This window comes from Kosakonia pseudosacchari (assembly GCF_900184035.1).
Classification (GTDB): domain Bacteria; phylum Pseudomonadota; class Gammaproteobacteria; order Enterobacterales; family Enterobacteriaceae; genus Kosakonia; species Kosakonia pseudosacchari.
In genome coordinates this window covers 207,350-219,586 of record NZ_FXWP01000014.1, presented here as the reverse complement: position 1 = coordinate 219,586, position 12,237 = coordinate 207,350, and the positions used below count along the sequence as shown (strand labels likewise).

The following is a 12,237-nucleotide window of genomic DNA, read 5'->3' as shown; positions in this document are numbered from 1 at the left end:
TGGCGGTTTAGCGCATCGAAAGGTGTAAAAATTGGCCTTCCGCGTCAAAAGTGCAGACAAACGCTTCCCGGCGCGGCGTCATGCCTCGCATTTCATAGCTGCCCTGAAATTGTTCAAAACCGGTGACATCAATTTGTTGTACGCCGGTGTTGTAACGCCGTGCGGCGTTTTGTCTGCACGCGTTTTCCATATCCAGCGAATGTTCGGGGCCGGGTCTGGCTTTTTGCGCTTGCTGCGCTGGAATATCGGCAGAGGCGCTGCAGCCTGCTAATAGCAGCACCAGCGCGGGGGCAATACACTTCATCATTTTTATCACTGCCTGCTCGTGGGCTGTTATTTTTAAAGGTGGGGACGCAAATTTTGCAAATCTGCGCAAAACGCACAAGCAAGAGCGGTAAAACTCAGAATTATCTAATGAGACAGGTAGATAATCTTACAGTCTGAGGGAGTTGTCTTTAACGTGAAAACAGAGGAACTGATGCCGTCGAAAATTTACTGGATAGATAATCTGCGAGGGATAGCCTGTTTAATGGTAGTGATGATCCATACCACCACCTGGTACATCACCAATCCTGCCAGCATTACCACTTTCGACTGGAACATCGCCAACATCCTCAATTCCGCTTCTCGCGTCAGCGTGCCGCTGTTTTTTATGATTTCCGGCTACCTCTTTTTTGGCGAACGCAGCGCACAGCCGCGCCACTTCTTGCGCATCGCGCTTTGTCTGGTTTTCTACAGCCTGATAGCCCTGCTCTATATCGTGCTGTTTACCTCAATTAACAGCGAGCTGTCGTTGAAAAATCTGCTGCAAAAACCGGTGTTCTATCACCTGTGGTTTTTCTTCGCCATTATCGTCATTTACCTGGTCTCGCCGCTGATTCAGGTGAAAGCGCTCAGCGGCAAAATGCTGCTGGCGTTAGTGGTGGTGATTGGCATTGTCGCCAACCCGAATACGGTGCCACAGAAAATCGGTGGTTTTGAGTGGCTGCCGGTCAATCTTTATATTGGTGGGGATACGTTTTACTACATTCTGTACGGCATGCTGGGTCGCGCCATCGGCATGATGGAGACGCAAAAACGGGTAGTAAGCTGGGCCTGCGCCGCCCTGTTTTTAGCCGCGGTAGTGATGATTTCACGCGGTACGCTCAATGAGCTGAAATGGCGCGGCAATTTCGCCGATACCTGGTATCTCTACTGCGGGCCGATGGTCTTTCTCTGCGCCATTGCGCTGTTTACGCTTATCAAAAACACGCTGAATAGCCGCACGCTGCCGGGGCTGACGCTGATTTCTCACCATTCGCTGGGGATTTACGGTTTTCACGCGCTGATTATTCACGCCCTGCGCACGCGCGGCATTGAAATTCATGCTTCACCGCTGCTCGATATTGTGTGGGTTTTCACCGCCACGCTGCTGGCGAGTCTGGCGCTGTCAATGCTGGTGCAACGCCTCGACAAACGCCGTTTCGTCAGTTAATCGCCCGTTGACGTGCACGCTGTAACTGGCGCGGTGAGGAGAACCCAGCAGCAAGCGCGGCCTGTTCGGTGCCGCGCCCTTGCAGCAGATACTGTTCGGCAATCGCCAGCCGCAACTGCTCCAGATAATCACGCACGCTGATCCCGAGATGTTGCTGGAACAGGCGCGTTAAATGCCGGGGGCTGACGTGCGCCCGCTCGGCAATGTCGCTCAGTTGCCAGGCTTTTTGCGGCTCCGCCGTCAGCGCATCTTGCGCGCGATGCACCGCCGGATGCAGGTGGTTACGATAGCGCAGCCACGGTGAAATTTGCGGATCTTCCCCGGAACGGCGGAACCAGACCACCATTTCCCGCGCAACCGCCAGCGCCGTCTCTGGCCCGCAAAAGCGGTTAATCAGATGCAGCGCCAGATCGATACCGGAGGTGATGCCCGCACTGGTCCAGATGCTGCGATCCTCAATGAAAATACGGTTCTCTTTGACCAGCGCCGCAGGTGCCGCCGCGCGTAAACGGGCAATGACATCATGGTGGGTGGTGCACTGAATGCCGTTCATCAACCCGGCTTTCGCCGCCAGCACCGCGCCGGAACAGACACACATCAACGTAATGCTCTGGCTGTGGATCAGCGGTTGCAGGCGCATCAGCCAGTGACGCACCGCGTTCGCCTGTGGCGTGTCGAATAACCGTGAGGAATCGGATACGCCAGGCAGAACCAGCAGGCTGCCTGCTGGCAGCGACTCCGGTAGCGGCGCGATATTGCCCATCGTCAGACCTATTGACGTTGACACATCGGGCTGCGGACCAATGTAGTGCAGGCGAAACGCATCCCCCGCCAGCGCGAAGGTTTCCGCCGGGCCAGACATATCCAGCGCCAGCACGCCGGGCAACATCACAAACCAGACATCTGTGGTCATTACAGTTCCAGAATTTCGTGGACGGTTTTAATGGCAGCGAAGCGGCCTTCCAGCACGGTTTCGGTGCGATGGCGCAGCGCGTTGCAGTCCAGCGTAACCCCTTTATGCGTCATCGGGAAGGTCAGTGTCGCTTCGCTGACAAAGGTCACGCGATACCCCAGATCTGACGCGACGCGCGCAGTGGTTTCACAGCACTGTTCGGTGCGAATACCGCAAATAATCAGGTGGTTGATATCGCGGCTACGCAACCAGTGATCGAGCCCGGTATCGGTAAAGGCATTGTGTACATGTTTATGAAATGTCACCGCCGCCTGGTGTTTGAGGAACGGCATCGGCGCGACAAAACCGCTCTCCAGCGCAAACGGCCCGCTGTCGGCGACATGAAAGATATCGACTACCGGTACGCCGCGAGCTTCACAGCCAGCAATAAGCGTGGAGATAGCCTGCTGAAACGCGGCGAAATCCGTCTCTTGCCAGTAGTCACGATGGAAAAAAGATTGCTGTGTGTCGATGTTAATCAGCGCGGTGCGGGACATTTCAGGACTCCTTGCTCAGTAAGGTTAATGCTATTGTGGCAAGGAGTTTTGCGTCCGCTAAGACCAAAAAAGGACAACATCATGGTGATTCCAGCCCACCTGAACAGCGGGCCGGATAAGCAGACGAAATCAGGACATCAGTGGCAGTAGCTGCTGATAGATACGCCGGAACGTTTCGCGTCGTGGCGCGTAATGGGCATGTCGGCCAGCATCCGGTGCGTGTTGTTGCTCAACGGGCAGTTGCGGCAGTAACGTCGTCAAAGGCGTTTGCGGATTGACAGCAATTTGCGCCAGCCGCGCCGCGCCCAGCGCAGGCCCCACATCGCCACCGGTACGGTAATCAAGCTGCAATCCGCTGATATCCGCCAGCATTTGCCGCCACCAGGCGCTGCGCGCACCGCCACCGATAAGCGTAATGCTTTGCGGCGTGACGCCACAGGCGTGGACGACATCCATACCATCCGCCAGCGCGAAACCGACACCTTCCAGCACAGCGCGGGCAAGTTCTTCGCGGCCATGCTGATGCGTCAGACCAAAGAACACGCCTTTCGCCTGTGGGTTGTTATGCGGTGTACGCTCGCCGGAAAGGTAGGGTAAAAACCACAGATCCCCGGCGTTATCGTCCGCTTGTTGCGCGACGTTAATCAATGCCGGAACCGACTCCAGCCCCGTTAACTTCGCCGCCCAGTCCAGACAGGAAGCCGCGCTAAGCATTACCGACATCAAATGCCAGCGGCCAGGCAGCGCGTGGCAAAAACTGTGTACCGCGCTTTCGGGTTTACTGAGGAACCCTTCGCTGACGGCAAAATAGACGCCGGATGTGCCCAGCGACAGCATCGCCTGGCCTGCATCCGCCATACCGACGCCGACAGCACCAGCGGCGTTATCTCCACCGCCCGCCACAACCGGAACCACCGGCATCGCCCAGCGCCGGGCGATCTCTGGCAACAATTCGCCGGTGATGTCGCTGCCTTCAAACAGCGCAGGCATGTGCGCACGTGAAAGCGAGCAGGCCGCCAGCATCTCATCGCTCCAGTCGCGTTTCGCCACATCCAGCCACATTGTTCCAGCCGCGTCAGACATGTCGCTGGCGAATACGCCGGACATTTTCAGGCGCAGAAAATCTTTGGGCAGTAGCACCTTCGCCACACGAGCAAATATTTCTGGCTCGTGACGCTGCACCCACAGAAGCTTCGGCGCAGTAAAACCGGGCATCATCAGGTTGCCGGTAATCGCCCGAGAATTCTTGACTTTTTCTTCCAGCAGCGCGCACTCTTCGCCGCAGCGACCGTCATTCCACAGAATAGCCGGGCGCAGCACCTGGTTTTCTTTATCAAGCAGCGTCGCGCCGTGCATCTGCCCGGCGAGGCCCATCGCTTTTACCTGCTGTAACGAATGCGCCTCGCCCAATGCCAGAATGGCGCGGTCCGTCGCCTGCCACCATGCTTCGGGATCTTGCTCCGACCACAGCGGGTGCGGTCGCGACACGCTGAGTTTTTCCGTATGCGAGGCCAACACCTCGCCCTGCTCACCGAGCAGAATCGCCTTCACGCCAGAGGTGCCAAGATCGATCCCGATATACATAGTGACCACTCCTTTTTAGTGCGCCGCGTTATCGGCGGCGCAGAACGGTTTACTTATCAAACAGGTAGTAGTTAACCAGATTTTCCAGTTGCTCCTGGTGACCGCTCTGGTGGCGCGGCGCCAGGTTCTGCTGTTCAGCGTACTTCGCCAGCTCTGCGAGGCTAAGCTGCCCCTGCAAAATTTGCTGGCCCAGCTCACCATTCCAGCCCGCATAGCGTTTCGCCACGCGTTTATCCAGCTCGCCCTCTTCCACCATGCGAGCCGCCACTTTCAGCGCCAGCGCCATGGTGTCCATCGCGCCAATGTGGCCATAGAAAAGATCGTATTTATCGGTGCTCTGGCGACGCACTTTGGCGTCAAAGTTCAGGCCGCCGGTAGTGAAACCGCCCGCTTTGAGGATTTCATACATCACCAGCGCGTTCTCTTCGACGCTGTTCGGGAACTGGTCGGTATCCCAGCCGAGCTGCGGGTCGCCGCGGTTCGCATCCACTGAACCAAACAGCCCCAGCGCGATGGCCGTGGCGATTTCATGATGGAAGGAGTGGCCGGCAAGCGTGGCGTGGTTGGCTTCGATATTCAGTTTAATCTCTTTCTCCAGACCAAACTGTTTCAGGAAGCCATACACGGTGGCGGCGTCATAATCGTACTGGTGCTTGGTCGGTTCCTGCGGTTTCGGCTCAATAAGCAACGTACCGCGAAAACCGATTTTATGCTTGTGCTCAACCACCATGTTCATAAAGCGGCCAATCTGCTCGCGCTCCTGGCGCAGATCGGTGTTGAGCAGGGTTTCATAGCCTTCACGGCCGCCCCACAGCACATAGTTTTCGCCGCCGAGTTTGTGGGTGGCGTTCATGGCGGTCACCACCTGCGTTGCCGCCCAACTGAACACTTCCGGGTCCGGGTTGGTCGCCGCGCCCGCACCATAGCGCGGGTTGGTAAAGCAGTTCGCCGTACCCCATAACAGCTTCACGCCGCTCTGCTGCTGTTTTTCCGCCAGCACGTCCACCATCTGCGCGAAATTGTTCAGATACTCTTTCAGCGACGCGCCTTCCGGCGAAACGTCCACATCGTGGAAGCAGTAATAGGGCACATTGAGTTTATGAAAAAACTCAAACGCGACATCGGCTTTACGCTTCGCCATCGCAATGGCTTCACCAGGCTGTTGCCATGGGCGATCGAAAGAGCCCACACCAAACATATCTGCGCCGTTCCAGCAGAAGGTGTGCCAGTAGCAGGCAGCAAAACGCAGGTGATCTTCCATGCGCTTACCGAGCACTAGCTCATCCGGATTGTAATGACGAAACGCTAAAGGATTCGTGGTTTTTGGACCTTCAAAACGAACCCGATCCAGCTGGTCGAAATAAGCTTGCATAATGAGCTCCATTGGCGAGTGTACAAATCTGACATTAATACTGGATTCTCTCTCTGACTCGCTCAATTACGTTATTTCACACTGCTATTAAGAGAATGCACAAACGTGCGCTGGCTCGCAAAATATTGATATCTGCCGCTGCGAGGTGCCTTCCTCTTTTTTATGCAAAATCGGTTTTGCTTTTTTTAAAATAAGATCGCGGTCATAAATCAGCAAATAAACCAAAAAACGTAATGCCCGGATAAAAATCTGTAATTGCCAGAGAGGAATTCTGCGTTAAGAATTTGCTCGTCTATAGCAGTGCATGTTTCTTTTATCTCGCCCTTCACCCTACAAAAGGTATTACTATTATGAAGATAAAGAACCTTTGCCTTACACTCTGCGCCTCCCTGCTGCTGGCAAGCGCTTTCGGCCATGCCAAAGAGGTGAAAATCGGCATGGCGATTGACGATTTGCGCCTTGAACGCTGGCAAAAAGACCGCGATATCTTTGTTAAAAAAGCCGAGTCGCTCGGTGCTGACGTGTTTGTTCAATCCGCAAACGGAAATGAAGAAACCCAGATGTCGCAAATTGAAAATATGATCAACCGTGGTGTCGATGTGCTGGTTATTATTCCCTATAACGGCCAGGTATTAAGTAATGTAATAAAAGAAGCCAAACAGGAAGGAATTAAAGTCCTGGCTTACGATCGCATGATTAATAATGCCAACATCGATTTCTATATCTCTTTCGATAATGAAAAAGTCGGGGAATTACAGGCGCAAAGCCTGGTAAGCAAAGTCCCGCAGGGCAATTACTTTTTAATGGGCGGATCGCCGGTCGATAATAACGCCAAGTTATTCCGAGCCGGGCAAATGAAGGTATTAAAACCCTATATTGATAGCGGCAAAATTAAAATTGTCGGCGATCAATGGGTCGATGGCTGGTTACCGGAAAACGCGCTGAAGATTATGGAAAATGCCCTCACCGCCAACAATAACAAAATTGATGCCGTGGTCGCTTCCAACGATGCAACCGCTGGCGGTGCAATTCAGGCGCTGAGCGCCCAGGGTCTGGCCGGGAAAGTGGCGATTTCGGGTCAGGATGCCGACCTCGCAGGGGTGAAACGGTTGATTAACGGCAGCCAGACCATGACGGTCTATAAGCCAATCACCCAACTCGCTAATACCGCTGCGGAAATCGCCGTCGAACTGGGTAACGGCAAAACGCCAAAAGCGGACGCTTCACTGAATAACGGTCTGAAAGATGTCCCTGCCCGCCTGTTGACGCCAATCGAAGTCACCAAAGACAACATCGACGCTACTGTCATCAAAGACGGCTTCCATCAGAAAAATCAGCTCTAAAACCGTCGGCGCGCCTGCGGGCGCGTCGGCTGCCATCTCTTTCAGGCGCTGTATATCAGCGAATGACGTGGAGCAGCCATGCCTTATTTACTTGAAATGAAAAATATCACCAAAACTTTTGGTGTCGTAAAGGCGATAGATAACGTCAGCCTGCACCTTAACGCGGGTGAGGTGCTCTCGCTGTGCGGTGAGAACGGTTCGGGTAAATCTACGCTGATGAAAGTGCTGTGTGGGATTTACCCGGCAGGCAGTTACGAGGGAGAAATCATTTTTGCGGGCGAAACCCTGCAAGCCAGCCATATCCGCGATACCGAGCGCAAAGGTATCGCCATCATTCACCAGGAGCTGGCGCTGGTGAAACATTTAACCGTACTGGAAAACATTTTCCTCGGTACGGAAATTACTCGTCACGGCGTGATGGATTATGACCAGATGACCCTGCGCTGCGAGAAGTTGCTTAAACAGGTGAGCCTGTCGATTTCCCCGGATACCCGGGTGGGCGATTTAGGGCTCGGGCAACAGCAACTGGTTGAAATCGCCAAAGCGCTGAACAAACAGGTGCGGCTGCTTATCCTCGATGAACCCACCGCTTCGCTGACCGAGCAGGAGACCGCCGTGCTGCTGGATATCATCCGCGACCTGCGAAATCACGATATCGCCTGCGTTTACATTTCCCACAAGCTGAATGAAGTCAAAGCGATATCGGACACCATCTGCGTTATCCGTGATGGCAAGCATATCGGTACGCGTGATGCCGCTGGCATGAGTGAAGACGACATCATCACGATGATGGTCGGTCGCGAACTGACCGCGCTCTACCCCAATGAACCGCACGCGACAGGCGACGAGATCCTGCGCGTTGAACACCTTACCGCCTGGCATCCGGTAAACCGCCATATCAAACGTGTGAACGATATTTCATTCAGCCTGAAGCGCGGCGAGATCCTTGGCATTGCCGGGCTGGTCGGCGCCGGGCGAACTGAAGCGGTGCAGTGCCTGTTTGGTGTCTGGCCGGGGCGCTGGGAAGGACAAATCTTTCTTGATGGCAAGCAGGTACAGATTCACAACTGTCAGCAGGCTATCGACTTTGGCATCGCCATGGTGCCGGAAGATCGCAAAAAAGACGGCATCGTGCCGGTGATGGCGGTGGGCAAGAACATCACGCTGGCGGCGCTTAGCCAGTTTACCGGCGCGTTAAGCAGCCTGGACGACGCCGCCGAGCAGGCGTGCATTTTACAGTCACTCCAGCGGCTAAAAGTAAAAACCTCCTCACCGGAGCTGGCCATTGGCCGCCTGAGCGGAGGCAACCAGCAAAAGGCCATTCTCGCCCGCTGCCTGTTACTCAATCCGCGCATCCTGATTCTTGATGAACCCACGCGCGGCATCGATATCGGCGCGAAATACGAAATCTACAAATTGATTAACCAGTTAGTGCAGCAGGGGATCGCCGTCATCGTTATCTCATCCGAGCTTCCCGAAGTGCTGGGATTAAGCGATCGGGTGTTGGTGATGCATGAAGGCAAGCTAAAAGCCGATCTCATCAATCGTAATCTGACCCAGGAACAGGTCATGGAAGCGGCGCTGAGGAGCGAACATCATGTCGAAAAGCAACCCGTCTGAAATCAAGTTAGCCACCGCCTCACCAGGGGCTTTTTCCGGACTGAAGTCCCTTAACTTACAAGTCTTTGTGATGATCGCCGCCATTGTGGTGATTATGCTGTTTTTCACTGGCATGACCGATGGCGCGTATCTCAGCGCGCGTAATATCTCCAATCTGCTGCGCCAGACTGCGATCACCGGCATCCTGGCGGTGGGCATGGTGTTTGTCATTATCTCCGCCGAAATTGACCTTTCCGTCGGCTCCATGATGGGGTTGCTCGGCGGCGCGGCGGCGATTTTCGACGTCTGGCTGGGCTGGCCGCTGCCGCTGACCGTGGTGGTGACACTGGTGCTCGGCCTGCTGCTCGGTGCCTGGAACGGCTGGTGGGTAGCGTATCGCAAAGTCCCTTCATTTATCGTCACGCTGGCCGGGATGCTGGCTTTTCGCGGCGTGCTGATCGGCATCACCAACGGCACCACGGTTTCCCCCACCAGCGCGGCGATGTCGCAAATTGGCCAAAGCTATTTGCCAGACGGCGTAGGTTTCGGTGTGGGCCTGCTGGGTCTGGTCGCTTTTGTACTCTGGCAGTGGCGCGGACGCATGCGCCGCCAGACGCTGGGGCTGGCAACCTCTCCCTCCACGACGGCAGTCGGCCGCCAGGCAATTATCGCGGTGATCGTGCTTGGAGCCATTTGGCTGCTGAATGATTACCGTGGCGTCCCCACGCCGGTACTGCTGCTGGCATTTTTGCTGCTGGCCGGCATGTTTATGGCGACGCGCACCGCGTTTGGCCGCCGTATTTACGCGATTGGCGGCAACCTGGAAGCGGCACGGCTTTCCGGCATTAACGTCGAGCGCACCAAACTTGCGGTATTTGCGATTAACGGATTAATGGTGGCGATTGCCGGTTTGATCCTCAGCTCGCGCCTCGGCGCGGGTTCACCTTCCGCCGGGAACATCGCCGAACTGGACGCCATTGCCGCATGCGTCATTGGCGGCACCAGCCTTGCAGGCGGTATTGGTAGCGTCGCAGGCGCGGTGATGGGCGCGTTTATTATGGCGTCGCTGGATAACGGCATGAGCATGATGGATGTGCCGACGTTCTGGCAATATATCGTTAAAGGGGCCATTTTGCTGCTCGCCGTGTGGATGGACTCAGCCACCAAACGGCGGGCCTGAAAGTTGTGAATTAAGGCGCGATCACACTGCCGGATCTTTTTTATTCATCAGCTTGGTGAATATGATAATGAGATCGGATGGAAAGTCAGGAAGCAAACCAACATGTTTGAGAAGCGCCATCGCATCACATTGTTATTTAATGCCAATAAAGCCTACGACCGCCAGGTTGTCGAAGGGGTCGGCGAATATTTGCAGGCCTCGCAATCCGAGTGGGATATTTTCATTGAAGAGGATTTTCGCGCCCGTATTGAAAATATCAAAGAGTGGCTGGGCGATGGCGTGATCGCCGATTATGACGATCGGGACATTGAGCGGCTGCTGGCGGATGTCGACGTGCCGATTGTCGGCGTGGGCGGTTCTTATCACACACCGGAGCACTACCCACCGGTGCATTACATCGCGACCGACAACTACGCGCTGGTGGAGAGCGCGTTTTTGCATCTGAAAGAGAAAGGCGTGCACCGTTTTGCGTTCTACGGCCTGCCAGTCTCCAGCGGCAAACGCTGGGCGGCAGAACGTGAGCACGCCTTCTGCCAGTTAGTGGCGCAAGAGAAGTACCGCGGTGTGGTTTACCAGGGGCTGACTACCGCGCCAGAGAACTGGCAACATGCGCAAAACCGGCTGGCAGACTGGCTGCAAACGCTGCCGCCGCAGACCGGTATTATCGCCGTGACCGACGCCCGCGCGCGCCATGTTTTGCAGGTGTGTGACCATTTGCATATACCAGTGCCAGAAAAACTGTGCGTGATCGGCATCGATAACGAAGAACTCACCCGCTATCTGTCGCGCGTTGCGCTCTCTTCCGTGGCGCAAGGCACCCGACAAATGGGCTACCAGGCGGCGAAGCTGCTGCACCGCTTGCTGGATAACGAAACCATGCCGTTACAGCGGTTGCTGGTTCCACCGGTGCGCGTGGTGGCGCGGCGCTCGACGGATTATCGCTCGCTGAACGACCCGGCGGTAATTCAGGCGATGCATTACATTCGCAATCACGCTTGTAAAGGCATCAAAGTGGATCAGGTGCTGGATGCCGTCGGCATCTCGCGTTCAAACCTGGAAAAGCGCTTTAAAGAAGAGGTCGGTGAGACAATTCATGCGGTAATTCATGCGGAGAAGCTGGAAAAGGCGCGTAGCCTGCTGATATCGACATCGCTCTCGATCAATGAAATCTCACAGATGTGCGGCTACCCGTCGCTGCAATATTTCTACTCGGTGTTTCGCAAAGAGTACGACAGCACGCCAAAAGACTACCGCGACCGCTATAGCGAAATCCTTATCTGACACAAAGAAAAACGCCTTCCGGCTGGAAGGCGTTTACAAGGCTGACATTACATATGGGCGGCGATTAACTGCTGATTGTCCTGATACATGGCAAACAGGTAGTTGTTGTAGCTCGCACCACGGGTTGAGTAACCCTTCAGCTTATGGATCATGTTGGTAGCGGTCACTTCCTGATCCGCTTTACGCAGTTGCGCACGGGATTTACGGAATGAGGCATAGGCCGTGTGCGTATTCAGGTTAGTGACGTAAGCATCAACCGATTCCTGTAAGGAGTTGAAGTGAGAGTAACCTTTCACTTTGCCAGCCCCGTTTTTACAGGCACCTTTCGCACATTTCATGCCAAACAGATTGTTGTTGGTACGCGCCAGTTTTGACGTGCCCCAACCACTTTCCGCCGCCGCCATGGTAGCCACCATGCTGTCCGGGATAATGTCTACACGCTCCAGCAAGGCGTTCCAGGGAATACGGCGCGTATTCCCGTTCCAGCTGATTTTGTAGCGCTGAGTAATATCCTTCAGACGCGCGCGCTCGGCCGGCGACCATTGGCTGTTGTACTGTTTTGACAGCAACCAGTTACGCTCGGCGGTAATCGCAGAGTTTTTGCTGGTGATATAAGGCATTACCGTCCGGAGAAACGCTTTTTTCCTTGGTGTTCCGGAAGGGTATTTTCGCAAATCAGGAAGTGAACTACTTTTTACACTATTGCGAGAATACTCTTGTTTACTGCTTGCCTGTTTTTTTACGCTTGCCTTAGTGACGTGGGCTTTGTGACTCGCTGTTTCTGTGTGCGTCTTTGCCAGCACCCCACCTGAAAATATCAAGGTGGAAAACATGAGTATCGTGGCCCCAAGTCGTCGCATGGGTATCGATATCATTAGGTCTCCTGGTCGGATATGAACATTCCAACACCTTCTTTTTTGCATGATTTTGAGAGCTGAATCTCAAATCATACCAA

Annotated in this window: 11 protein-coding genes; 5 read left to right on the top strand and 6 right to left on the bottom strand. The window is 54.8% G+C overall.

Translation table 11 applies throughout. The features are described 5' to 3' along the window. Positions 1-7: 7 nt before the first annotated feature. Positions 8-307: a YsaB family lipoprotein gene (locus BN2591_RS14230; RefSeq protein ID WP_065369631.1), complete on the bottom strand. Its 300-nt coding sequence runs from the start codon at positions 305-307 to the stop codon at positions 8-10. Positions 308-478: 171 nt separating this feature from the next. Here BN2591_RS14230 and BN2591_RS14225 point away from each other — a divergent pair, with 171 nt between their 5' ends. Beyond that, complete coding sequence (locus tag BN2591_RS14225) at positions 479-1,474, top strand: acyltransferase (RefSeq protein ID WP_065369632.1); 996 nt, start codon at positions 479-481, stop codon at positions 1,472-1,474. Here BN2591_RS14225 and BN2591_RS14220 read toward each other — a convergent pair. The 4 genes from BN2591_RS14220 to xylA all read right to left on the bottom strand — a co-directional run bounded on the left by BN2591_RS14220 (position 1,467) and on the right by xylA (position 5,879). Continuing rightward, positions 1,467-2,387 (bottom strand): GlxA family transcriptional regulator, encoded by a 921-nt coding sequence (locus BN2591_RS14220; RefSeq protein WP_017458220.1) that lies wholly within the window; start codon positions 2,385-2,387, stop codon positions 1,467-1,469. The two genes, BN2591_RS14225 and BN2591_RS14220, sit on opposite strands and share 8 nt — an antisense overlap. Beyond that, the gene (locus tag BN2591_RS14215) at positions 2,387-2,923 is read right to left on the bottom strand and encodes an isochorismatase family protein (RefSeq protein ID WP_017458219.1); all 537 of its coding nucleotides are present in this window, start codon (positions 2,921-2,923) and stop codon (positions 2,387-2,389) included. Before BN2591_RS14215 ends, BN2591_RS14220 begins: the two co-directional genes overlap by 1 nt. A 129-nt stretch (positions 2,924-3,052) precedes the next feature. Further along, positions 3,053-4,507 (bottom strand): xylulokinase, encoded by a 1,455-nt coding sequence (gene xylB / locus BN2591_RS14210; protein WP_086872488.1) that lies wholly within the window; start codon positions 4,505-4,507, stop codon positions 3,053-3,055. Between the two features lie 49 nt (positions 4,508-4,556). After that, on the bottom strand, positions 4,557-5,879 hold the full coding sequence (gene xylA, locus BN2591_RS14205; RefSeq protein WP_086872487.1) for a xylose isomerase: 1,323 nt from the start codon (positions 5,877-5,879) through the stop codon (positions 4,557-4,559). Positions 5,880-6,229: 350 nt separating this feature from the next. On the opposite strand from xylA, the gene xylF reads away from it, so the two are divergent. From xylF to xylR, 4 genes are all read left to right on the top strand, one after another. Continuing rightward, a complete protein-coding gene (gene xylF / locus BN2591_RS14195; RefSeq protein ID WP_086872485.1) occupies positions 6,230-7,222 on the top strand; it encodes a D-xylose ABC transporter substrate-binding protein in 993 nt (330 codons plus the stop codon). 78 nt (positions 7,223-7,300) lie between these two features. Then, positions 7,301-8,842 carry a xylose ABC transporter ATP-binding protein gene (locus BN2591_RS14190; protein WP_086872483.1) on the top strand — a complete coding sequence of 514 codons (1,542 nt, stop codon included), beginning with the start codon at positions 7,301-7,303 and terminating at the stop codon, positions 8,840-8,842. Beyond that, the gene (gene xylH, locus BN2591_RS14185; RefSeq protein WP_086872481.1) at positions 8,820-10,001 is read left to right on the top strand and encodes a xylose ABC transporter permease XylH; all 1,182 of its coding nucleotides are present in this window, start codon (positions 8,820-8,822) and stop codon (positions 9,999-10,001) included. The genes BN2591_RS14190 and xylH overlap by 23 nt, the downstream gene beginning before the upstream one ends. A 102-nt stretch (positions 10,002-10,103) precedes the next feature. Beyond that, entirely contained in the window at positions 10,104-11,282 is a 1,179-nt protein-coding gene (gene xylR, locus BN2591_RS14180; protein ID WP_086872478.1) for a D-xylose utilization transcriptional activator XylR, read from the top strand. Positions 11,283-11,329: 47 nt separating this feature from the next. Here xylR and BN2591_RS14175 read toward each other — a convergent pair whose 3' ends face one another. Next, on the bottom strand, positions 11,330-12,157 hold the full coding sequence (locus BN2591_RS14175; protein WP_017458212.1) for a protein bax: 828 nt from the start codon (positions 12,155-12,157) through the stop codon (positions 11,330-11,332). Positions 12,158-12,237 lie beyond the last annotated feature (80 nt).

Excerpts from the sequence above, each read along its gene's own strand:
- BN2591_RS14230 (WP_065369631.1), bottom strand. The coding sequence starts at position 307 with ATGATGAAGTGTATTGCCCCCGCGCTGGTGCTGCTATTAGCAGGCTGC.
- BN2591_RS14225 (WP_065369632.1), top strand. The coding sequence starts at position 479 with ATGCCGTCGAAAATTTACTGGATAGATAATCTGCGAGGGATAGCCTGT.
- BN2591_RS14220 (WP_017458220.1), bottom strand. The coding sequence starts at position 2,387 with ATGACCACAGATGTCTGGTTTGTGATGTTGCCCGGCGTGCTGGCGCTG.
- BN2591_RS14215 (WP_017458219.1), bottom strand. The coding sequence starts at position 2,923 with ATGTCCCGCACCGCGCTGATTAACATCGACACACAGCAATCTTTTTTC.
- xylB (WP_086872488.1), bottom strand. The coding sequence starts at position 4,507 with ATGTATATCGGGATCGATCTTGGCACCTCTGGCGTGAAGGCGATTCTG.
- xylA (WP_086872487.1), bottom strand. The coding sequence starts at position 5,879 with ATGCAAGCTTATTTCGACCAGCTGGATCGGGTTCGTTTTGAAGGTCCA.
- xylF (WP_086872485.1), top strand. The coding sequence starts at position 6,230 with ATGAAGATAAAGAACCTTTGCCTTACACTCTGCGCCTCCCTGCTGCTG.
- BN2591_RS14190 (WP_086872483.1), top strand. The coding sequence starts at position 7,301 with ATGCCTTATTTACTTGAAATGAAAAATATCACCAAAACTTTTGGTGTC.
- xylH (WP_086872481.1), top strand. The coding sequence starts at position 8,820 with ATGTCGAAAAGCAACCCGTCTGAAATCAAGTTAGCCACCGCCTCACCA.
- xylR (WP_086872478.1), top strand. The coding sequence starts at position 10,104 with ATGTTTGAGAAGCGCCATCGCATCACATTGTTATTTAATGCCAATAAA.
- BN2591_RS14175 (WP_017458212.1), bottom strand. The coding sequence starts at position 12,157 with ATGATATCGATACCCATGCGACGACTTGGGGCCACGATACTCATGTTT.